General features: G+C 70.8%; 17 protein-coding genes. 4 read left to right on the top strand and 13 right to left on the bottom strand.

Translation table 11 applies throughout. From position 1 onward, the window contains the following. Positions 1 to 32: 32 nt before the first annotated feature. Positions 33 to 521, top strand: a complete 489-nt coding sequence (locus N8I87_RS28640) for a hypothetical protein (RefSeq protein WP_263213081.1) — start codon at positions 33 to 35, stop codon at positions 519 to 521. 7 nt (positions 522 to 528) lie between these two features. Here N8I87_RS28640 and cimA read toward each other — a convergent pair whose 3' ends face one another. From cimA to N8I87_RS28605, 7 genes are all read right to left on the bottom strand, one after another. After that, positions 529 to 2,133 (bottom strand): citramalate synthase, encoded by a 1,605-nt coding sequence (gene cimA / locus N8I87_RS28635; protein ID WP_263213079.1) that lies wholly within the window; start codon positions 2,131 to 2,133, stop codon positions 529 to 531. Between the two features lie 342 nt (positions 2,134 to 2,475). Then, complete coding sequence (locus tag N8I87_RS28630; RefSeq protein ID WP_263213077.1) at positions 2,476 to 3,087, bottom strand: TetR/AcrR family transcriptional regulator; 612 nt, start codon at positions 3,085 to 3,087, stop codon at positions 2,476 to 2,478. Positions 3,088 to 3,104: 17 nt separating this feature from the next. Further along, positions 3,105 to 4,142, bottom strand: coding sequence for an agmatine deiminase family protein (locus N8I87_RS28625; RefSeq protein WP_263213075.1), 1,038 nt, complete (start codon positions 4,140 to 4,142; stop codon positions 3,105 to 3,107). An 11-nt stretch (positions 4,143 to 4,153) separates the two neighbouring features. Further along, complete coding sequence (locus tag N8I87_RS28620; protein WP_263213073.1) at positions 4,154 to 5,836, bottom strand: urease subunit alpha; 1,683 nt, start codon at positions 5,834 to 5,836, stop codon at positions 4,154 to 4,156. Beyond that, positions 5,833 to 6,513, bottom strand: coding sequence for an urease subunit gamma (ureA, locus tag N8I87_RS28615; protein ID WP_263213071.1), 681 nt, complete (start codon positions 6,511 to 6,513; stop codon positions 5,833 to 5,835). Before ureA ends, N8I87_RS28620 begins: the two co-directional genes overlap by 4 nt. Positions 6,514 to 6,766: 253 nt before the next feature. After that, a complete protein-coding gene (locus N8I87_RS28610; protein WP_263213070.1) occupies positions 6,767 to 7,855 on the bottom strand; it encodes a branched-chain amino acid aminotransferase in 1,089 nt (362 codons plus the stop codon). A gap of 249 nt (positions 7,856 to 8,104) precedes the next feature. Beyond that, positions 8,105 to 9,148: a 3-isopropylmalate dehydrogenase gene (locus N8I87_RS28605; RefSeq protein WP_263213068.1), complete on the bottom strand. Its 1,044-nt coding sequence runs from the start codon at positions 9,146 to 9,148 to the stop codon at positions 8,105 to 8,107. Between the two features lie 144 nt (positions 9,149 to 9,292). On the opposite strand from N8I87_RS28605, the gene N8I87_RS28600 reads away from it, so the two are divergent. Further along, positions 9,293 to 10,855: a purple acid phosphatase family protein gene (locus N8I87_RS28600; RefSeq protein WP_263213066.1), complete on the top strand. Its 1,563-nt coding sequence runs from the start codon at positions 9,293 to 9,295 to the stop codon at positions 10,853 to 10,855. A 104-nt stretch (positions 10,856 to 10,959) separates the two neighbouring features. Here N8I87_RS28600 and N8I87_RS28595 read toward each other — a convergent pair whose 3' ends face one another. From N8I87_RS28595 to N8I87_RS28580, 4 genes are all read right to left on the bottom strand, one after another. Then, entirely contained in the window at positions 10,960 to 11,091 is a 132-nt protein-coding gene (locus N8I87_RS28595) for a hypothetical protein (protein ID WP_153545374.1), read from the bottom strand. Between the two features lie 278 nt (positions 11,092 to 11,369). Continuing rightward, positions 11,370 to 11,909 (bottom strand): GNAT family N-acetyltransferase, encoded by a 540-nt coding sequence (locus N8I87_RS28590; RefSeq protein WP_263213064.1) that lies wholly within the window; start codon positions 11,907 to 11,909, stop codon positions 11,370 to 11,372. A gap of 96 nt (positions 11,910 to 12,005) precedes the next feature. Next, on the bottom strand, positions 12,006 to 13,637 hold the full coding sequence (gene pruA / locus N8I87_RS28585; RefSeq protein ID WP_263213063.1) for an L-glutamate gamma-semialdehyde dehydrogenase: 1,632 nt from the start codon (positions 13,635 to 13,637) through the stop codon (positions 12,006 to 12,008). A 253-nt stretch (positions 13,638 to 13,890) separates the two neighbouring features. Beyond that, positions 13,891 to 14,871 (bottom strand): proline dehydrogenase family protein, encoded by a 981-nt coding sequence (locus N8I87_RS28580; RefSeq protein ID WP_263213062.1) that lies wholly within the window; start codon positions 14,869 to 14,871, stop codon positions 13,891 to 13,893. Positions 14,872 to 15,042: 171 nt separating this feature from the next. Between N8I87_RS28580 and N8I87_RS28575 the strand changes: the two genes are divergently transcribed. Further along, entirely contained in the window at positions 15,043 to 16,251 is a 1,209-nt protein-coding gene (locus tag N8I87_RS28575; protein ID WP_263213060.1) for a PucR family transcriptional regulator, read from the top strand. Between the two features lie 240 nt (positions 16,252 to 16,491). Here the strand turns inward: N8I87_RS28575 and N8I87_RS28570 are convergent, their stop codons facing one another. Then, positions 16,492 to 17,064 (bottom strand): TetR/AcrR family transcriptional regulator, encoded by a 573-nt coding sequence (locus tag N8I87_RS28570; RefSeq protein ID WP_263213058.1) that lies wholly within the window; start codon positions 17,062 to 17,064, stop codon positions 16,492 to 16,494. A gap of 97 nt (positions 17,065 to 17,161) precedes the next feature. On the opposite strand from N8I87_RS28570, the gene N8I87_RS28565 reads away from it, so the two are divergent. After that, positions 17,162 to 18,688 (top strand): MFS transporter, encoded by a 1,527-nt coding sequence (locus tag N8I87_RS28565; protein WP_263213056.1) that lies wholly within the window; start codon positions 17,162 to 17,164, stop codon positions 18,686 to 18,688. Between the two features lie 116 nt (positions 18,689 to 18,804). On the opposite strand, the gene serA is transcribed toward N8I87_RS28565, so the two are convergent. Continuing rightward, on the bottom strand, positions 18,805 to 20,394 hold the full coding sequence (gene serA / locus N8I87_RS28560; RefSeq protein ID WP_263213054.1) for a phosphoglycerate dehydrogenase: 1,590 nt from the start codon (positions 20,392 to 20,394) through the stop codon (positions 18,805 to 18,807). Positions 20,395 to 20,506: the final 112 nt, after the last annotated feature.

The raw sequence follows: 20,506 nt of genomic DNA, 5'->3' as shown, positions 1-20,506 counted from the left end.
GGGTCGTGTCCCGTCCGTGAGGGGGACGGGACATGAGACGTGCCGGTGCGGCAGCGGTGGGCATCGTCGCCGGGGCGCTGCTGCTCAGCGGGTGTGCCGCCGTCGATCTGCCCCTGGCCGGGGTCCGGATGGGGGCGGACGGGGTGCCGTACGCGCTGATCCGGCCCTGTGGGAGCGACAGTTACCGGACGCCGTCGCTCGACGGGTGGGCGGAGGGGGCCGAGGACGGGCCGGTCACCACCGGGTGGGACGTGCGGAAGGAGAAGCTGAGCGGGGACGCCGAGTTCCCGCTCTTCTCGCCGCCTCACGCCTGGCGGGCCCGGCACCGGGGCGCGCAGCGGCTGCTGCCGGAGCACCGGTACTCGCTGGCCTTCGGCCACTACGTCGCCGGCGACTCCTACAACGGGGTCGTCGAGTTCACCACCGCCCGGATCGCCCGGCTGAAGCCCGGCCGGGTCTGGGCCGACGGCCGGGCGATGAGCCTCGGCGAGTTCGAGAGGCTCGCCGAGGACTCCTGCTGAGCACCGGTCACTGGGCGGGCTCCACGCCGGCCCGCAGCAGGCCGTACGTGTAGGCGTCCTCCAGGGCCTGCCAGGAGGCGGCGATGACGTTCTCCGCGACGCCCACCGTGGACCACTCGCCCGTGCCGTCGGAGGTGGAGATCAGGACCCGGGTGGTGGACTGGGTGCCGTGCACGCCCTCCAGGATGCGGACCTTGTAGTCGACGAGGTCCAGCTTGGCCAGCTGGGGGTAGATCTTCTCCAGGGCGACGCGCAGGGCCCGGTCCAGGGCGTTGACCGGGCCGTTGCCCTCCGCCGTCGCGACGATGCGCTCGCTCTTGGCCCAGAGCTTGACCGTGGCCTCGTTGGCGTGGGTGCCGTCGGGGCGGTCCTCGACGATGGCGCGCCAGGACTCGACCTGGAAGTACTTCAGGGGCTTGCCCTCGACCTCGGCGCGCAGCAGGAGTTCGAAGGAGGCGTCCGCCGCCTCGTACGTGTAGCCCTGGAGCTCGCGCTCCTTCACGCGCTCGACCACCCGGCCGACCAGCTCGCGGTCGCCGCCGAGGTCGACGCCGAGCTCCTTGCCCTTGAGCTCGACCGAGGCGCGGCCCGCCATGTCGGAGACCAGCATCCGCATGGTGTTGCCGACCTGCTCGGGGGCGATGTGCTGGTACAGGTCCGGGTCGACCTTGATCGCGGAGGCGTGCAGGCCCGCCTTGTGGGCGAACGCGGAGACACCCACGTACGGCTGATGGGTGGAGGGAGTGAGGTTGACGACCTCGGCGATGGCGTGCGAGATGCGGGTCATCTCGCGGAGCCGGCCCTCCGGCAGGACCTTCTTGCCGTACTTGAGCTCCAGCGCCGCCACGACCGGGAAGAGGTTGGCGTTGCCGACGCGCTCGCCGTAGCCGTTCGCCGTGCACTGCACATGGGTGGCGCCCGCGTCCACCGCCGCGAGGGTGTTGGCGACCGCGCAGCCGGTGTCGTCCTGGGCGTGGATGCCGAGCCGGGCGCCGGTGTCCACGAGGACCGTCGAGACCACGGCCTGGACCTGGGCCGGGAGCATGCCGCCGTTGGTGTCGCAGAGGATGACCACGTCGGCGCCGGCCTCCGAGGCCGCCCGGACGACCGCCTTCGCGTACTCCGGGTTCGCCCGGTAGCCGTCGAAGAAGTGCTCGCAGTCGACGAACACCTGGCGGCCCTGCTCGCGCAGGTAGGACACGGTGTCCCGGACCATTTCCAGGTTCTCGTCGAGCGTGGTGCGCAGCGCCAGTTCCACATGCCGGTCGTGCGACTTGGCGACCAGGGTGATCACCGGGGCGCCGGACTCCAGCAGCGCCTTGACCTGCGGGTCGTCCGCGGCCTTCGCGCCCGCCCGGCGGGTGGCGCCGAAGGCGACCAGCTGGGCGTTCTTGAAGTCGATCTCCTGCTGGGCGCGGGCGAAGAACTCGGTGTCCCGCGGGTTGGCCCCGGGCCAGCCGCCCTCGATGAAGCCCACGCCGAAGTCGTCCAGGTGCCGTGCGATGGCGAGCTTGTCCGCGACGGTGAGGTTGATGCCCTCGCGCTGCGCGCCGTCGCGCAGCGTGGTGTCGAAGACGTGGAACGAATCGTCGAGCTCGCTGGTTGCGGTCATGGTCTCAAGGCTCCTGTGTTCAATCTCGGTCTTACCGGAATGACCGGCTCCACCGTCCCTCCATACTCCCTCGCGCTCCGCCCCCGGCTGAAGGTGGGCCAGGAAAACGAAAAAACCCCTCGCGGGTGCGAGAGGTCTGCGCGCGGGTCTAGGACGACGGTGGCCACCCGTACCTGGTCGTACGTGGTGGTCACTGCGGACCGGCGCGCCTGCTGCCAATAATCATGGCGAACGTGAGCACGGGGGCAGTCTGGCACAGCCCCGTCTCCGACTCACCGGTTGTCTCAGGATGCGGTACGTACGAAGCGTCCCGCTCGTCTCTCATGTCCCGTTCGGGCGGCGTCAGGCGCCGGGGGCGAGCAGGGCGTCCGCGATGAACTCGCGCACATGGGTCATGATCTGCTCGCGGTCCGTGCCGCGCAGCCCGACCGCGACATGGATGGAGAAGCCGTCGAGCAGGGCGCGCAGCCGGGCGGCGAAGCGGTCGGCGTCGACGGGGCGGAACTCGCCGCGCGAGATGCCCTCCGCGATCAGGGCGACGAGGTCGCGGTGCCAGGCGCCCTCGATGGCGGCCTGGCGGTCGCGGGCGTTGTCGTCGGCGTTCTGCGAGCGGTTCCAGACCTCCAGCCACAGGGTCCAGTGCGGGTCACGGTGCCCGTCGGGAACGTACAGGTCCACATAGGCGTCCAGGCGCTCCCGGGCCGGGACCCCGCGCAGGAGCAGCCGCCCGCGCTCGACGCCCAGCCTGCCCTCGCTCCACTCCAGGGCCTGGAGCAGCAGTTCGTCCTTGGAGTGGAAGTAGTACAGAAGATGGCCACTGCTCATACCGACCGCACGACCCAGCGCCGCCATGGTGAGCTTCTCCAGACCACGCTCGGCGATCATGCCCATGGCGGCGGCGAGGACCTCCTCGCGCGGCGGGGCGTTCTTGCGCGCACGGGCCGCACCTGCCATCTGCTGCTCCTGTGCTGTCAGACCTTGGGCTGCTGCTGAGTGATGCAGTGGATGCCACCGCCACCGGAGAAGATCGTACGGGCGTCCACGAGTGTCACCGTCCGCTCCGGGAAGAGGCGGCGGAAGATGCCGGCGGCCTGCTCGTCGCGCGGGTCGTCGAAGGCGCAGAGCACGACGCCGTCGTTGCAGAGGTAGTGGTTGATGTAGGAGTAGTCGGCCCAGTGGCCGTCGGCCTCCAGGACGGTCGGGGCGGGCACCTCGACGACCTCCAGGCGGCGACCGTGCGCGTCCGTCTGGGCACGCAGGATGCCGATGACCTCCCGGGTCACCTCGTGGTCGGGGTGTGCCGGGTCCGGCTGGTGGTGGGCGACCACGACGCCGGGGCGGGCGAACGCGGCGACGATGTCGACATGGCCGAGGGTGCCGAAGCCGTGCGGGGGATAGTCGCCGGTGAGGCCGCAGGGCAGCCAGATCGCCTTGCGGGTGCCGAGGTGGGCGTGGATCTCGGCCTCGACCTCCTCGCGCGACCAGCCCGGGTTGCGCTCGGGGCCGAGCTGGACCGTCTCCGTCAGCAGCACCGTCCCCTCGCCGTCGACATGGATCGCGCCGCCCTCGTTGACCAGCCGCGAGGCGTACGTCCGCGCCCCCGCGAGGTCGGAGACGTACGAGGCGATCTTCGCGTCGTGCTCCCAGCGGGCCCAGCTCTGGGCGCCCCAGCCGTTGAACGTCCAGTCCACGGCGGCGAGTTCACCGCTGTTGGTCAGGAAGGTGGGACCGATGTCGCGCATCCAGGCGTCGTCGAGGTCGCGCTCCACGGTGTCGATGTCCGGGCCGAGGAGCGTGCGGGCCTCGGTGGACTGTCCGGGGCCGCACACGACCGTCACCGGTTCGAAGCGGCGGACGGTGCGGGCCACCGACGCCCAGGCGGTGCGGGAGGCGGCGAGGTCGTCCGGGTCGTCGAAGGTGGGGTTGGGGCTCGGCCACGCCATCCAGGTGCGCTCGTGCGGGGTCCACTCGGCGGGCATGCGGAAGCCGTCGGCTGCGGGGGTGGTCATGTCGCGGGTCCTTAGAGGAAGTAGAGGCGGTTGAGGGAGACCGAATCGGCGGGTTCCGAGGCGAGCGGGTCGCCGTCGAGGGTGACCAGTCCGGTGCGCCCGTCCACGTCGACGGTTCCGGTGCGGGAGTTGAGGCGCAGGTCGGCGGGGCCGATGCCCCGGGTGCCGCGGACGGCGACCCTTCTTCTGCGCGTCGGCATCGAGTCGTTGCCCTGGTCCAGGGCGGCGCGGGCGACGAAGGCGACGGAGAGGTCGGCGGGCGTGGCGCCGTGCGCCCCGAACTGCGGGCCCAGCACCAGGGGTTCGCAGGTGTCGGTGGCCGCGTTGGGGTCGCCGGTCACGCCGTACGCCGGGAAGCCGGCCTTGAGGACGAGCTGCGGCTTGGCACCGAAGAACTCCGGGCGCCACAGCACGATGTCGGCGAGCTTGCCGGCCTCGATCGAGCCGACCTCGTGCGCGAGGCCGTGCGCGAGGGCGGGGTTGATGGTCAGCTTGGCGATGTAGCGCAGCACGCGGGCGTTGTCGTCGCCCTCGCCGTCGCCCTCCATCGGGCCCAGCTCGGCCTTCATCTTCCCGGCCATCGCGAAGGTACGGCGCACCGTCTCCCCCGCCCGGCCCATGCCCTGCGCGTCCGACGAGGTGATGCCGATCGCGCCCAGGTCGTGCAGCACGTCCTCGGCGCCCATGGTCCCGGCCCGGATGCGGTCGCGGGCCATGGCGGCGTCGCCGGGCAGGTCGGTCTTCAGGTCGTGGACGGAGACGATCATGCCGTAGTGCTCGGCGACCGCGTCCCGGCCGAAGGGCAGGGTCGGGTTGGTGGAGGAGCCGATGACGTTCGGCACGCCCGCCATCTTCAGCACGTTGGGCACGTGTCCGCCGCCGCAGCCCTCGATGTGGAAGGCGTGGATCGTACGGCCCTCCAGGACGCGCAGGGTGTCCTCGACGGACAGGCACTCGTTCAGTCCGTCGCTGTGCAGGGCGACCTGGACGTCGTGCTCCTCGGCGACCCGCAGCGCCGTGTCCAGGGCGCGGGTGTGGGCACCCATGTCCTCGTGCACCTTGAAGCCGCACGCGCCGCCCTCGGCGAGGGCCTCGACGAGGGGCGCGGAGCGGGACGACGACCCGCGGCCGAGGAACCCGATGTTGACCGGCCAGGCGTCGAAGGCGTTGAACGCGTGCCGCAGCGCCCACGGCGAGTTGACCCCGACCCCCCACACCGGCCCGAACTCCTGTCCGATGATCGTGGTCACGCCGGAGGCAAGCGAGGCCTCCATGACGCGCGGGGACAGCAGATGGACATGCGTGTCCACGGCACCGGCGGTGGCGATCAGCCCCTCGCCGGACACGATGGACGTGCCGGTGCCGACGACGACGTCGACCCCGTCGAGGGTGTCGGGGTTCCCGGCCCGCCCGATCGCGTGGATGCGTCCCTCGCGGATGCCGATGGAGACCTTCCGGATGCCCTGCACCGAGTCGATCACGACGACGTTGCTGATCACGACGTCACACGTCTCGCGGACGGTGGCGGCTTTCAGGTGCAGCCCGTCCCGGGCGGTCTTGCCGAATCCGGCCAGGAACTCGTCGCCGTACCGCTGGGCGTCGGACTCCACCCGGACGGTGAGGCCCGAGTCACCGAGGCGGATCCGGTCGCCGGCCCGGGGGCCGTGGGTGGCGGCGTACTCGTACGGATTCACCGCTCCGCCCCCAGGTATCCGCAGGCGGCGGCCCTGCGCAGGGCCTCTTCCCGGGCCCCGGGGGCGTCCAGCGGCCCGTCGACGAGCCCGGCGAAGCCGATCGCGATCCGCTCGCCCCCGATCGGCACCAGGCCGACCTCCACTCTCTCCCCCGGCCCGAACCGCACGGACGACCCGGCGGGTACGGCGAGCCGCATCCCGTAGGCGTCGGCGCGGGCGAAGTCGAGCCGTGGGTTGGCCTCGAAGAAGTGGAAGTGGGAGGTGACGGAGACGGGCACGGTCGCGGTGTTGGTGACCGTCAGCCGTACCACCGGCTCGGGCTCGGTGTGCCCGGGCCCCGGCAGCAGCGCGCCCGGGGCGTCCGCGCCCAGCCCGCCCCCGATCGGGTCGGTGACGACCGCGAGCCGCGAGCCGTCGTCGAAGACGGCCTCGACGTGGACCTCGGTGACGACGTCGGCGACGCCCGGCAGGACGTCGGCCGGGCCGAGCACCGCACGGGCGCGCTCGACGGCCTCGGCGAGCATGGCGCCGTCCCGGGCGGCCTCGCAGACGGTGTCCGCGATGAGCGCGGTGGCCTCCGGCACGTTCAGCCGCAGTCCGCGGGCGCGGCGGGCGCGGGCCAGCTCGGCGGCTCCGAAGAGCAGCAGCCGGTCACGTTCCGTCGGGGTCAGTCTCATGACGCGGCACCTCCTTGCTTCCAGCAGATTAGAGCATCACTCTAAACGGAGGATTCCGCAATCAGAAGCACTGACGGCTGGAATGGAGGCGTCGACGGATGAAGCAGAGGGACTGGTGGATGAAATCAAGCACGCTCCATTGAACGTCGCTCTAACTGGGTGACGAGCGGGCACGCGCGCCCCCTCCCCCGTGGACTCGGGAGATGCCCGCACGAGGGAGGCGAAGCGCGTCGGACGGACGGCTGGGATTCGCTCAGCCCAGCGGGTGCATCCAGCCGTGCTTGTCCTCGGCAATGCCGCGCTGGATGTCCAGGAGGGCCTGGCGGAGCCTGAGGGTGACCTCGCCGGGCTCGCCGTCGGACTGCTTCCACTCGGCGCCGGCCCGCTTGACCGTGCCGACCGGGGTGATGACGGCGGCGGTGCCGCAGGCGAAGACCTCGGTCAGGGTGCCGTTCTCGGAGTCCGTCTGCCACTGGTCGATGGAGACGCGGGCCTCCTCGGAGACGTAGCCGAGGTCGCGGGCGACGGTCAGCAGGGAGTCGCGGGTGACGCCCTCCAGGATGGAGCCGGTGAGGGTGGGGGTGACGATCCGGTCGCCGTACACGAAGTACAGGTTCATGCCGCCGAGTTCCTCGACCCACTTGTGCTCGACAGCGTCGAGGTAGCAGACCTGGTCGCAGCCCTGGGCGGCGGCCTCGGCCTGGGCGAGCAGGGAGGCCGCGTAGTTGCCGCCCGTCTTGGCGTCGCCCATGCCGCCGGGGACGGCGCGGACGCGGTCCTCGGACGCCCAGATGGAGACCGGCCTCACCCCGCCCGGGAAGTAGGCGCCGGCCGGGGAGGCGATGACGATGAAGAGGTACTCGTTGGCGGGCTTCACACCCAGGCCGACCTCGGTCGCGATCATGAACGGGCGCAGATAGAGGGACTCCTCGCCGCCGTGCGCGGGCACCCAGCCCTTGTCCTGCTGGACCAGGACGTCGCAGGCCTCGATGAACGTCTCGACCGGCAGCTCGGGCATGGCCAGACGCTTGGCGGAGCGCTGGAAGCGCTTGGCGTTCTGGTCCGGGCGGAAGGTGGCGACCGAGCCGTCGGGGCGGCGGTAGGCCTTCAGGCCCTCGAAGATCTCCTGGGCGTAGTGCAGGACGTTGGTGGCCGGGTCGAGGGGGATCGGCGCGTACGGAACGAGCTGGCCGTCGTGCCAGCCCCGGCCCTCGGTCCACTTGACGGTCACCATGTGATCGGTGAAGTGGCGGCCGAAGCCGGGGCTGGCCAGGATCGCCTCCCGCTCGGCGGCGGGCAGCGGGTGGGCGGAGGGCTTGAGCTCGATCGTGGGCGTCGTCATGGGTGCTTTGTCCTTCACCGGTTGTAGTGACGGGCCGCGCTCACGCCCGCACGGCCGGTGGCCAGTGTTAGGACGTCCGAGCATTCCCTCATACCGCGGCTCCGTGTTCGATTATCGCCCGGGGGCGACGGCGGAAGGAATCGGGGTGAATGCGGCCCAGGGGTCGATGGTGGCACCCGGCGGGGACATGGGGAAGCCGCCGGGGGCTGGTGTGACCCGGCGGCTTCGAATGGTTTCGAGTGGCGCGGGTCAGCCGGCTACTCGTACGGAGAGGGCGTCGCCGATCTCGGTCGTGCTGCGGGCCGGCAGCTGGCCGCGCTCCGCGAGGTCGGCGGAGACGGCGTCCTCGATGCGGGTGGCCTCGGTCTCGTAGCCGAGGTGGCGCAGCAGGAGGGCGACGGACAGGACCGTGGCGGAGGGGTCGGCCTTGCCCTGGCCGGCGATGTCGGGCGCGGAGCCGTGCACGGGCTCGAACATCGAGGGGAAGTCGCCGGAGGGGTTGATGTTCCCGCTCGCGGCGACGCCGATGCCGCCGGAGACGGCCGCGGCGAGGTCGGTGATGATGTCGCCGAAGAGGTTGTCGGTGACGATGACGTCGAACCGCTCGGGCTGGGTGACCAGGTAGATCGTCGCCGCGTCGACGTGGATGTAGTCGGTCTCGACCTCGGGGAACTCTGCGGCAACCTTGTTGAAGATGTTCGTCCACAGGTGCCCGGCGAAGGTCAGCACGTTGTTCTTGTGGACCAGCGTGAGCTTCTTGCGCGGGCGGGCCTGGGCGCGGGCGAAGGCGTCGCGGACCACCCGCTCGACACCGAAGGCCGTGTTCACGGAGACCTCGGTGGCGACCTCGTGCGGCGTGCCCTTGCGGATGGTGCCGCCGTTGCCGGTGTACGGGCCCTCGGTGCCCTCGCGGACGACGACGAAGTCGATCTCCGGCTGGCCGGCCAGCGGGGTGGCGACGCCGGGGAGGAGCTTCGACGGACGCAGATTGACGTGGTGGTCGAAGGCGAAGCGGAGCTTGAGCAGGAAGCCGCGCTCCAGGACGCCGGACGGCACCGACGGGTCGCCGATGGCGCCGAGCAGGATCGCGTCGTGCTGCTTCAGCGCGTCGAGGTCGGCGTCGGTGAGGGTCTCACCGGTGGCGTGGTAGCGCTTGGCGCCGAAGTCGTACTCCTTGGTCTCCAGCTTCACATCCTGCGGGAGGACGGCGGAGAGGACCTTGAGGCCTTCGGCCACGACTTCCTGGCCGATGCCGTCACCGGGGATCACTGCGAGATTGATGCTGCGAGACATGCCCGGCACCCTACCCCTCGTCCCATGGGATGACATGGCCTGTCCGCCATCCGGACACTCCGAAAGAGGGACGGCGTCATCCCGTTGGATGGCGTTCACCCGTACGTGTAGCGGGCGTTGGCCTTCGCTGGGAAGTTCACCTCCATGGAGACCCCCGACGTCGGCATTCCGCCGCAGCTGGCCCGCCGGATGAGCATGGCCGAGCAGTACGAGTACCTGCACACCCGGCTCACCCGGCGCCGCACCCTGGTGACGGCGGGCGCGGTGGCGGGCGGGCTGCTGGCCGGCTGCTCGACGGCGTCCGGCAGCACGACGGCGAACGCGGCACCGGCCACGACGACCTCCCGGGTCCGCGGCTCCGCGATCCGCCCCTTCGGCCGTCATCTCGCCTTCGGCTCGGACCCGAAGACCCGGATGCGGATCTCCTGGCAGGTGCCGTTCGCGGTCAAGCGACCGTTCGTGCGGGTCGGGTTGCGCCCCGACGACCTGGGCCGCCGTGTCGAGGCCGAGGTACGCGCCCTGCACACGCCGGGCGTGCAGGGGGTGCGCTCGGCGGTCGAGCAGTACTACGTGCACGCGGCCCTGGACGGCCTCAAGCCCGGCACCACGTACTACTACGGCGTCGGCCACGACGGCTGGGACCCGGTCTCCCCCGCCCACCGCTCGACGATCGCCTCCTTCCGCACGGCTCCCGCGACCCCGGAGCGGTTCGTCTTCACCGCCTTCGGCGACCAGGGCGTGAGCACGAGCGCGAGCGCCAACGACAAGCTGCTGCTGCGCCAGAAGCCGGCCTTGCATCTGCACGCGGGCGACATCTGCTACGCGAACGTCAACGGAACGGGCACGAAGTCGGACGGGTACGACCCGCGGTTCTGGGACCTGTTCCTGAAGCAGACCGAGTCGGTGGCGAGGTCGGTGCCGTGGATGGTGACCACCGGCAACCACGACATGGAGGCCTGGTACTCACCGGAGGGCTACGGCGGCCAACTGGCCCGCTTCTCCCTGCCGGACAGCGGCTTCGACCCCCACCACGCGCCGGGCGTGTACGCGTTCACCTACGGCAACGTCGGCTTCGTGGCGCTGGACGCCAACGACGTGTCGTACGAGATCCCCGCCAACCTCGGGTTCACCCAGGGCCGGCAGACGCGGTGGCTGGACCGGAAGCTCGGTGAGCTGCGGGCGGCGAAGGGAGTCGACTTCGTGGTCGTCTTCTTCCACCACTGCGCGTACTCGACCTCCCAGCACGCCTCCGACGGCGGCGTCCGCAAGGAGTGGCTGCCGCTGTTCGCCAAGCACGAGGTGGACCTGGTGATCAACGGGCACAACCATGTGTACGAGCGGACGGACGCGATCAGGAAGGGCGAGGTCGGCAGGACCGTGCCGATCGGCGCGTCGACGGATCCCACGCGCGACGGGATCGTGTACGTGACCGCGGGCGGGGGCGGGAGGAACCTCTACTCGTTCCCCTCGGGGGTCAAGGACAGCTACGAGGGGCACGTCACCCGGCACGACGCGGTGAAGACCTTCCACTGGACGAAGTCCCACGGTCCCAGCGCGGAGTCGGTGGAGTGGTCGAGGGTGCGGTACACCGGCTTCTCCTTCCTCTCGGTGGAGGCGGAGGCGGGTACGACCCCGAGGCTGAAGGTGTCGGCGCTGGCGCAGAGCGGGGAGCGGATCGACCACTTCGAGGTGCGGCGCGGCGGATGAGACCGCCGCGGCCGCACCCCGATCGGGTGCGGCTCCCGGCTGTGGGGTGTCGCACGAGCCACGCGAGCGGGCGAGTGGCACGTGTAACAGGTGAGGCGAGCGGCTCAGTGGCCGGTCTCGCCGCCGTTGTCACGGCGGTCGAGGGCGCGCTGGAGCGCGGCGGCGGCGTTCTTGCGGTCGGACTCGCTCGTGCGGGTCACGTGGCGGACTCGGCGGCGGACGGTCGTCTCGGCCATGGGAAATCGACTCCTTCGACGAACGTGGAGTTCGGCAGGGGATACGAGACGCCGGAAGGGGCGGGGAGCGGTGCCGCAGGGGTTGCCTGCACGGGGCCCGGCTCACGACCGCCATTCGCTTGGTCGAGCGAGACGTTCGGCTTCTACAAAACTAAGCGAGGGACGCGCTTCTGTCTCCACAATTACTCGGACTTCCTACTATCTGAGACGGCGGATCGCGTCACACCGCTGTGAGCTGGGCTTTCGCCCCGCGTGGAGGGCAGGACCCACTACTCCTGTCAGAGCACATCCCCGTCACGCCAGTCGAAGACCAGCTCCTGGCCGGGGTCGAGCGGACCGGCGAGCGCGGGGCGCAGACAGACGCTCCCCTCCTCCTCCGGCAGATGGACGATGCCGTCCGGGGAGAGCGCGCAGACACGGCCGGTCCAGGGCTGCCAGCCGCGGGCCGCGTAGAGCCGGGCGCCGTCGTCGCTGGCGGACAGCGCGCCGAGGTCGTAGGCCCGGTCGACGAAGCGCTCCAGCGCCTCCATCACCCGCCCGCCCAGTCCGGTACGGCGCACATCGGGCCGTACGCCGACGGCCTCGACATAGCCGACCCGCAGCCAGCGCCCCCGGTGCCGGGCACGGCGCATCACCACCGACCCGTGGGCGAGGAGCCCGGAGCCGTCGTGCACCAGGGCGTGCATACCGCCCAGCCCGTGCTCGAAGTCCTCGTCGTCGAGCTCACCGTCGAAGGCGTCGCGGAGGAGGGCACGGACTTCGCGGAGTTCGGCGGGGGTGAGGTCGGCGGTGTGGGCGGTGCGGAGGCGGGTGGTCATGGATCGAATGTCCCCGTCGTGCGTGCCGGGAATTGGAGACGGGCCGGGAAGCCTGCTCGGGGGTCAGGCTTCCCGGCCCGTGTTCGGGAGGGCCGGTCAGCCCATGTGCGGGTACGAGTAGTCGGTCGGCGCGACCAGCGTCTCCTTGATGGCGCGGGTCAGGGTCCAGCGCAGCAGGTTCTGCGGGGCGCCGGCCTTGTCGTTGGTGCCGGAGGCGCGGCCGCCGCCGAAGGGCTGCTGGCCGACGACGGCGCCGGTCGACTTGTCGTTGATGTAGAAGTTGCCCGCCGCGTAGCGCAGCTTCTCCATCGTGTACGCGGCCGCCGCACGGTCGTTGGAGATGACCGAGCCGGTGAGGGCGTAGTCGGACACCGACTCCATCTGCTCCAGCATCTCGTCGTACTTGTCGTCCTCGTAGACGTGGACGCCGAGGAACGGGCCGAAGTACTCGGTGCGGAACACCTCGTTGGCCGGGTCGCTGCACTCCACGACCGTCGGGCGGACGAAGTAGCCGACCGAGTCGTCGTAGGTGCCGCCCGCGACGATCGTGCAGGTCGGGTCCTCCTTGGCGCGGTCGATCGCGGCCTTGTTCTTGGCGAAGGCACGGTCGTCGATCACGGCGCCGATGAAGTTCGACAGGTCGGTGACGTCACCCATGGTCAGGTAGTCGACCTCGGCCGCGAACTCCTCCTTGAAGCCCGAGTTCCAGATGGAGGCCGGGATGTACGCGCGGGAGGTGGCCGAGCACTTCTGGCCCTGGTACTCGAAGGCACCGCGGGTCAGGGCGGTCTTCAGTACGGCGCGGTCGGCGCTCGGGTGGGCGACCAGGAAGTCCTTGCCGCCGGTCTCGCCGACCAGACGCGGGTAGGAGCGGTACTTCTCGATGTTGTTGCCGACCGTCTTCCACAGGTACTGGAAGGTCCTGGTCGAGCCGGTGAAGTGGATACCGGCGAGGTCACGGTGCTCGAGAGTGACCTTGGAGACCTCGATGCCGTCACCGGTGACGAGGTTGATGACGCCCTTGGGCAGACCGGCCTCCTCCAGCAGCTGCATCAGCAGCACGGCGGCGTGGGTCTGCGTCGGGGACGGCTTCCAGACCACCACGTTGCCCATCAGCGCGGGCGCGGTGGGCAGGTTCGCGGCGATGGCGCTGAAGTTGAACGGCGTGATCGCGTAGACGAAGCCCTCCAGCGGGCGGTGGTCCAGACGGTTCCAGACGCCCGGGGAGTTGGCCGGGGGCTGCTCGGCCAGGATCTGGCGGGCGTAGTGGACGTTGAAGCGCCAGAAGTCGACCAGCTCACAGGGGCTGTCGATCTCTGCCTGCTGGGCGGTCTTGGACTGGCCGAGCATGGTGGAGGCGGCGATGGTCTCGCGCCAGGGGCCGGCCAGCAGTTCGGCGGCGCGCAGGATGATCGCCGCGCGGTCGTCGAAGGACATCGCGCGCCAGGCCGGCGCGGCCGCGAGGGCGGCGTCGACGGCGTCCCGCGCGTCCTGCTGGGTGGCGTTGCGGAGCGTGCCGATGACGGCCTTGTGGTTGTGCGGCTGGACGACCTGGAAGGCCTCGCCGCCGCCCATCCGCTTCTCCCCGCCGATGGTCATCGGCAGCTCGATCGGGTTCTCGGCCAGCTCCTTGAGCTTGGCCTCCAGCCGGGCACGCTCGGGCGAGCCGGGGGCGTAGCCGTGCACCGGCTCGTTGACGGGGGTGGGGACCTGGGTCACAGCGTCCATCGGTTACCTCTTCCGAGTGTTTCTCGGGCTTCAGCACGGGAGAGCCGAAGCGGTTGCGTATGGTGAGCAGCGGTTAGGGCTTGACCATCACGGACTCGCTGCGGCGAGCTCGTGAGAAGCCCCCTCGGGGGCGGAGTCACGAGATCCGTAACTCCTTCCACACGGATCTGGGTCCGGCTCAGCCGACCTCAGGGCGGCGGCTGTTGGTCTCCGAAACTCCTCGGGGACCGACAGTCGCGGCTCATCCAGCGCATCACCCCTTGCTGACCATCGAGCGGAGGAAGAACCGGAGGTTGGCCGGCTTCTCCGCGAGCCTCCGCATGAAGTAGCCGTACCAGTCGGTGCCGTAGGCGGTGTAGACACGCATGCGGTGGCCCTCGGCGGCCAGGCGCAGGTGCTCGTCGCTGCGGATGCCGTAGAGCATCTGGAACTCGTACTCGTCCATCTTGCGCCCGGCCTCGTGGGCGAGCTCCTGGGCGATGGAGATCAGCCGGGGGTCGTGGGAGCCGATCATCGGGTACCCCTCGCCCTCCATCAGCGTCTTCAGGATGCGGACGTACGCCTTGTCGATCTCGTGCTTCTGCTGGTAAGCGACCTCGGCGGGCTCCTTGTACGCGCCCTTCACGAGCCGTACCCGGCTGCCGGCCTCGGCGAGGCGGCGGGCGTCAGCCTCGGTGCGGAAGAGGTAGGCCTGGATGACGCAGCCGGTCTGCGGGAAGTCCTTCCGCAACTCCTCGTGGATGGCGAACATCGAGTCGAGGGTGGTGTGGTCCTCGGCGTCGAGGGTGACCGTGGTGCCGATCGCGGCGGCGGCCTCGACGACCGGGCGGACGTTCTCCAGGGCGAGCTCGTGGCCGCCCTGGAATGCAGGGGTGGGCCCGGAGGGCCCTTCGATCAGGGCGGTGGTGGGCGACGGGAGGGCTTGGCCGAACATCGAGAGCTTGACCGACATCTCGACCTTAGGGCCGAGCTGAAGGTCCTCGAGGCGCTCGATGAGCTGCAGGTACGCGTCCCGGGCGGCGGTGGCCTGCCCGGGGGTGGTGATGTCCTCGCCGACGACGTCCATGGTCAGTTCCAGGCCCCTGGTGGTGAGCTCCTGGATGATCGGGACGATCTCGTCGACGGTCTCGCCCGGGATGAAGCGGTCGACGACCTGCTTGGTCACCGGGGCCGCCGAGATCAGGCGACGCATCCGGTCGCTGCGCGACGCGGCGAGAATCACGGGACCCAGCACGGGGCACCTCCACAACAAGACCTACGGAATGCCGACCCGAAGCAGATGATTTTTTGGGTACGGCACGGAGAACCACCGTGAAACCTAAGGATCCCTCCGATCGTCTGCCATCGACAGCTGTCACGCATCCGTTCCCCGGATCTCAGACAGTTGTATGAAGGCGGTACGGAAATGCGGGAGAATGCCCGTGTGACGGCCGATTACAAGGGTGACTACCAGGAACTGGTCGACGAGATCTCGGAGCTCCTGGACGCGCCCGCGACGCTGGAGAACCGCGACTTCGAGCTGATCGCCTTCGGTGCCTACGACAGCGAGGGCGAGCTCGACCCCTCGGCCCTGGACCCGGTCCGCACCCGCTCGATCCTGACCCGGCGCTCCACGGCGGCGGTCCGCACGTGGTTCGAGGGCTTCGGCATCACCCGGGCGACGGGACCCGTCCGCATCCCGCCCACCCCGGAGGCGGGGGTGTATCGGGGACGCATCTGCCTTCCGGTACGCCATCGGGGTGTCGTCCTCGGTTACGTCTGGCTCCTGGACGACGATCCTGGCCCGAGCGAGCGGCAGCTGACGGCGGCCATGGCGGTCACGGTCCGTATCGGCGCGCTGCTCGCGGACGAGGCGCAGGCCGGAGCCGATCTCACCCGGGAGCTGCGGGCGGTGCTGACGGCCGAGCCCGGCTGGCAGCGGGACATGGCGGTGGCCGAGCTGCGCACGGCCCTCGGTACCCGCGCGGACGGCCCGCACACGGTGGTGTGCGTGGCCCCCTGGCCCTCGGCCGACCCCGAGGACGCGCCGTCGGTACGTACCCTGCCGGGCGCCACGGCCCTGTGCACCGTGCCCTGGGGTACGTCCGCGCAGTCACTGGCCCTGCTGGTGCGGCTGCGCTCGACGGACACGGTGACCCCGGCGGTCTCGACGGCGGGACGGCTGCTGGAGCGGGTCGGCGGCGCGGGCGGGAGCAGGGGCTCCGCGGCGGCCGCCGGGATCGCCGCCCCGCGCCTCGGACTCGCCGAGCTGGGGACCGCCTGGCACGAGGCGGTCGGGGCGGCCCGGGCGGCGCTTGCGGAGTCGCGGTTCGGGCCAGTGGCCGAGTGGGCGCGGATCGGGCCGTACCGGCTGCTGACCTCGCTGCCCGCCGAGGCGGCCCACGACGGGGCGGTGGCCCCGCTGCTCGCCCCCGCCCACCAGGAGCTGGCCCGCACCGCCGAGGTGTACCTCGACCGCGCGGGCCAGGCCGGCCGCACCGCCGCCGAACTGGGCATCCACCGCCAGACGCTGTACTACCGCCTGTCCCGGGTGGAGCAGCTGACGGGCCTGGACCTGGACGACGGCGAGGACCGCCTGCTGCTGCACATGGCGCTGAAGGGGGCCCGGATCTAGAGGGGCCCGGCCGGCAGGTCCCCCGCGGCGGCGATCTCCTCCTGTCGTCGGTCCCGTGAGACAGGTCACGGGTGGAAGCCGGCGGCCGAACCCGTCAGCCGCGCGGCCAGGGCGTGCCGGTCGAGGGCGGCGCGCAGGGCTTTGCGGCGGGCCGCGCAGAGGGCACGCAGGCGGTGCGGAGGGCGGTCGTAGCGGCCGGACTCGATCAGCCGGGCGAGGGCAGGGGAGCCCCACGCCCCGTCACGTCCTGGTGGCGGCCTCGATGATCCGGCGCAGGCCCTCGGTGAGCGATGCGCCGTCCGGTGCGGTCTTCGGGTCGAAGGTCCACTGGGCGATGAGGCCCGTCATCAGGGTCATGTAGAACCGGCCCAGGGTGTCGGCGGTCTCGTCCGACACCTCCTCCTCCGGGACACCCATGAGCAGGGCGACCAGGCCGCGCCCGCCCTCCCGCTGGGCGCGGGCCAGATGGTCGCGCACCTCGGGCAGGTCGATGGTCATGACCTCCATGCTGAGCCGCCAGATGGAGCCGGGGTCCCGCATGGAGTCGGCGATGTTCGACCACACCTCGCGGAACCGCTCCAGCGAGCCGGGCGCACCGCTGAGCCCGGCGTCCCCGTCGCCCTCGAAGGACATCTCCTCCACCAGCGCGATGTACGCCTGTGCCAGCAACGCGTCCTTCGAGCCGTAGTGATAGCCGATCGAGGCCAGGTTCGTCCCCGACTCCTTGACGATGTCGCGCGCCGTGGTGCGCGCGAACCCCTTCTCCAGCAGGCAACGCTTGGCGCCTTCGAGCAGATCCTCACGGTGTCCCATGATGGCCAGCCTATCGCCGATCCATACAGCCGTCCTACACGCATGACTTATACAAGCGTTCTAGACAATCGTTTAAGACGCTTGTACATTCACCGTCATGACAGACACGACGAGCACCACCACGACCCCGACCGCCCGTGCCGGCCGCCGCGAATGGACGGCGCTCGGTGTGCTGATGCTTCCGCTGCTGCTGGTCTCGATGGACGTCTCGGTCCTCTACTTCGCGATCCCCGCGATCAGCGCCGGCCTGGAGCCGAGCGGCACACAGCAGCTGTGGATCTTCGACATCTACGCGTTCGTACTGGCCGGCCTGCTGATGACGATGGGCTCGCTGGGCGACCGCATCGGCCGCCGCAAACTGCTCCTGCTGGGCGCGGCCGCCTTCGGCACCGCCTCACTGGTGGCGGCGTACGCGAACAGCGCGGAGACCCTGATCGCCGCCCGCGCGGTCCTCGGCATCGGCGGCGCGACCCTGATGCCCTCGACCATGGCGCTGCTGCGCACGATGTTCACCGACCCCGGCCAGCGCGCCAAGGCGATCGGCATCTGGTCCGGCGTGATGACGGCGGGTATCGCACTGGGCTCGGTGATGAGCGGTGTGCTGGTCCAGTACTTCTGGTGGGGCTCGGTCTTCCTGGTCAACCTGCCCGCGATGGCACTGCTCCTGGTCCTCGGCCCGGTCCTGCTCCCCGAGTCCAGGAACCCCGAGCCCGGCCGCTTCGACTGGCTGAGCGTCCCGCTGTCGATGGCCGCCGTGCTCCCCGTGATCTACGGCCTGAAGGAGATCCCCTCGCAGGGCTGGCACCCGCAGTACGTCGTCTCGATCACGCTCGGCCTGCTGTTCGCGGCCCTCTTCGTCCACCGCCAGCGCACCGCGGACTCCCCGATGATCTCCCCGGCCCTGTTCCGCGGCCACGGCTTCGCCCCGGCCGTCCTGCTGAACCTCGTCTCCGCCTTCGGCATGATGGGCTCGGCGTTCTTCACCACGCAGTACCTGCAGTCGGTGCTCGGCAAGAGCGCGATGGAGGCGGCCCTGTGGGCGCTGCTCCCCTCGGTGCCGATCGGCATGGCGGCCCCGCTCGCGACCGCACTGGTGCAGAAGGGCGTCAACCGCGGCTACGTCGTCGCGGCGGGCTTCGCGACCGCGGCGGCCGGGTACGCGATGCTGGTCCTCACCGGCACGGACTCCCTGTGGCTGTCCCTCGCGGCGGCCGGCGTGCTCGCCTCCGGCATCGTCATGGTGATGTCCCAGATGACCGACCTCGCCATGGGGGCCGCCCCGGTCGAGCGGGCGGGCGCCGCGTCCTCCCTCCTGGAGACCGGCGCGGAGTTCGGCGGCGCCCTCGGGATGGCGGTCCTCGGCTCCATCGGTACGGCCGTCTACCGCCACGACATCCCGGCGCCGGCCCCCGCCGAGGCCAGGGAGACCCTGGGCGGCGCCCTGGCGATCGCCGGTCATCTCCCCGGCGACACGGGCAGGGCCCTGGCCACGACGGCACGCCAGGCGTTCACCAGCGGGATGCACGCGGCGGCGATCGGCGGGACGGTGGTGCTGGCGGCAGCGGCGATCGCCTCGGCGGCGACGCTGCGCAGGATCGGCGGCGGCGACAAGCCGGACGCCTGAAGCGTGTGAGGCAGGCGACGAACAGGACGCCTGGAACACAAGACGCCGGGCGGGCTGAGAGACGATCTCTCAGCCCGCCCGGCGTTGGTGCGCAGGGCTGTTCGGGCCCCGGTCGCTCAGACCAGGTTCACCGAACGGGCGAACGTCGCCCCGATCTCGTCGGCGACCTCGGCCAGCACGGTGGCGCCCACCGTGTCGTCGACCGTCAGTACCGCCAGCGCCTCGCCGCCGGCCACCGCGCGGGCGACCTGCATACCGGCGATGTTGATGCCCGCCTCGCCGAGGATGCGGCCGACCGTGCCGACGACACCCGGACGGTCCTCGTAGCGCAGGACGGCCATGTGCTCGGCGAGCGCGAGGTCCACGTCGTAGTCGCCGACCGCGACGATCTTCTGGAGGTGCTTGGGGCCGGCCAGGGTGCCCGAGACCGACACCTCCTCGCCGTTGCCGAGCGTGCCGCGCACGGTCACCACGTTACGGTGGTCCGTCGCCTCGGAGCTGGTGGTCAGCCGGACCTCGACCCCGCGCTCCTGGGCGAACAGCGGCGCGTTGACGTACGACACCGTCTCGTCGACGACGTCCTCGAAGACGCCCTTGAGCGCGGACAGCTCCAGCACCTTCACATCGTGCTGGGTGATCTCGCCGTACACCTCGACGTCGAGGCGGACCGCGACCTCGCCCGCGAGCGCGGTGAAGATGCGGCCGAGGCGCTCGGCGAGCGGCAGCCCCGGCTTGACGTCCTCGGCGATGACACCGCCCTGCACGTTCACCGCGTCCGGCACCAGCTCGCCGGCGAGGGCGAGGCGGACGGACTTGGCGACGGCGATGCCCGCCTTCTCCTGGGCCTCGTCGGTGGAGGCGCCGAGGTGCGGGGTGCACACGACCTGGTCGAACTGGAACAGCGGGGAGTCGGTGCACGGCTCCTTCGCGTAGACGTCCAGACCGGCGCCCGCGACGCGGCCCTCCTTGAGCGCCGAGTACAGCGCCTCCTCGTCGACGATCCCGCCGCGCGCGGCGTTGACGATGCGCACGCTCGGCTTGACCTTGCGCAGCGCGTCCTCGCCGATGAGGCCGAGGGTCTCGGGGGTCTTCGGCAGGTGCACGGTGATGAAGTCGGCGACCTCGAGCAGCTCGTCCAGCGAGAGGACCTTCACGCCCATCTGCGCCGCGCGCGCGGGCTGGACGTAGGGGTCGTACGCGACGACCTTCATGCCGAACGCGGACATGCGCTGCGCGACGAGGGCACCGATGCGGCCCAGACCCACGACGCCCAGCGTCTTCTCGGCCAGCTCCACGCCCGTGTACTTGCTGCGCTTCCACTCGCCGTTCTTCAGCGCGGCGTTGGCCTGCGGGATGTTGCGGGCGGTGGCGACGATCAGACCGCAGGCCAGCTCGGCGGCGGTCACGATGTTGGAGGTGGGGGCGTTGACGACCATCACGCCGGCCTTGGTGGCGGACGAGACGTCGACGTTGTCCAGGCCGACGCCGGCACGCGCGACGACCTTCAGCTTCTTGGCGGCGGCGATCGCCTCGGCGTCGACCTTGGTGGCGGAACGGATCAGGATCGCGTCCACCTCGGCGATGGCCGGGAGCAGTTCGGCGCGGTCCGCGCCGTTGCAGTGCCGGATCTCGAAGTCGGGGCCGAGTGCGTCCACGGTCGCGGGCGACAGCTCTTCAGCGATGAGTACGACAGGTTTCGAGCTCACGTGAGGTCCTCACAAGTCCAAAGCATGCGGACGGCCGTCCCGACGGCCGCAGGCGGAGGAGGGGCTAGCCGCGGAAGACGCACGACGCTGTGGGCCTGACGCGTTTGTTGAG

It is taken from the genome of Streptomyces sp. HUAS 15-9 (assembly GCF_025642155.1).
In the GTDB taxonomy this organism is placed as follows: domain Bacteria; phylum Actinomycetota; class Actinomycetes; order Streptomycetales; family Streptomycetaceae; genus Streptomyces.
Note: the sequence above shows the minus strand (reverse complement) of the source record. Positions and strands in the feature narration are given on the sequence as shown.

Excerpts from the sequence above, each read along its gene's own strand:
- pruA (WP_263213063.1), bottom strand. The coding sequence starts at position 13,637 with ATGGACGCTGTGACCCAGGTCCCCACCCCCGTCAACGAGCCGGTGCAC.
- N8I87_RS28630 (WP_263213077.1), bottom strand. The coding sequence starts at position 3,087 with ATGGCAGGTGCGGCCCGTGCGCGCAAGAACGCCCCGCCGCGCGAGGAG.
- cimA (WP_263213079.1), bottom strand. The coding sequence starts at position 2,133 with ATGACCGCAACCAGCGAGCTCGACGATTCGTTCCACGTCTTCGACACC.
- N8I87_RS28625 (WP_263213075.1), bottom strand. The coding sequence starts at position 4,142 with ATGACCACCCCCGCAGCCGACGGCTTCCGCATGCCCGCCGAGTGGACC.
- N8I87_RS28570 (WP_263213058.1), bottom strand. The coding sequence starts at position 17,064 with ATGGGACACCGTGAGGATCTGCTCGAAGGCGCCAAGCGTTGCCTGCTG.
- N8I87_RS28565 (WP_263213056.1), top strand. The coding sequence starts at position 17,162 with ATGACAGACACGACGAGCACCACCACGACCCCGACCGCCCGTGCCGGC.
- ureA (WP_263213071.1), bottom strand. The coding sequence starts at position 6,513 with ATGAGACTGACCCCGACGGAACGTGACCGGCTGCTGCTCTTCGGAGCC.
- N8I87_RS28595 (WP_153545374.1), bottom strand. The coding sequence starts at position 11,091 with ATGGCCGAGACGACCGTCCGCCGCCGAGTCCGCCACGTGACCCGCACG.
- N8I87_RS28640 (WP_263213081.1), top strand. The coding sequence starts at position 33 with ATGAGACGTGCCGGTGCGGCAGCGGTGGGCATCGTCGCCGGGGCGCTG.
- N8I87_RS28610 (WP_263213070.1), bottom strand. The coding sequence starts at position 7,855 with ATGACGACGCCCACGATCGAGCTCAAGCCCTCCGCCCACCCGCTGCCC.
- N8I87_RS28600 (WP_263213066.1), top strand. The coding sequence starts at position 9,293 with ATGGAGACCCCCGACGTCGGCATTCCGCCGCAGCTGGCCCGCCGGATG.
- N8I87_RS28605 (WP_263213068.1), bottom strand. The coding sequence starts at position 9,148 with ATGTCTCGCAGCATCAATCTCGCAGTGATCCCCGGTGACGGCATCGGC.
- N8I87_RS28590 (WP_263213064.1), bottom strand. The coding sequence starts at position 11,909 with ATGACCACCCGCCTCCGCACCGCCCACACCGCCGACCTCACCCCCGCC.
- N8I87_RS28575 (WP_263213060.1), top strand. The coding sequence starts at position 15,043 with ATGCGGGAGAATGCCCGTGTGACGGCCGATTACAAGGGTGACTACCAG.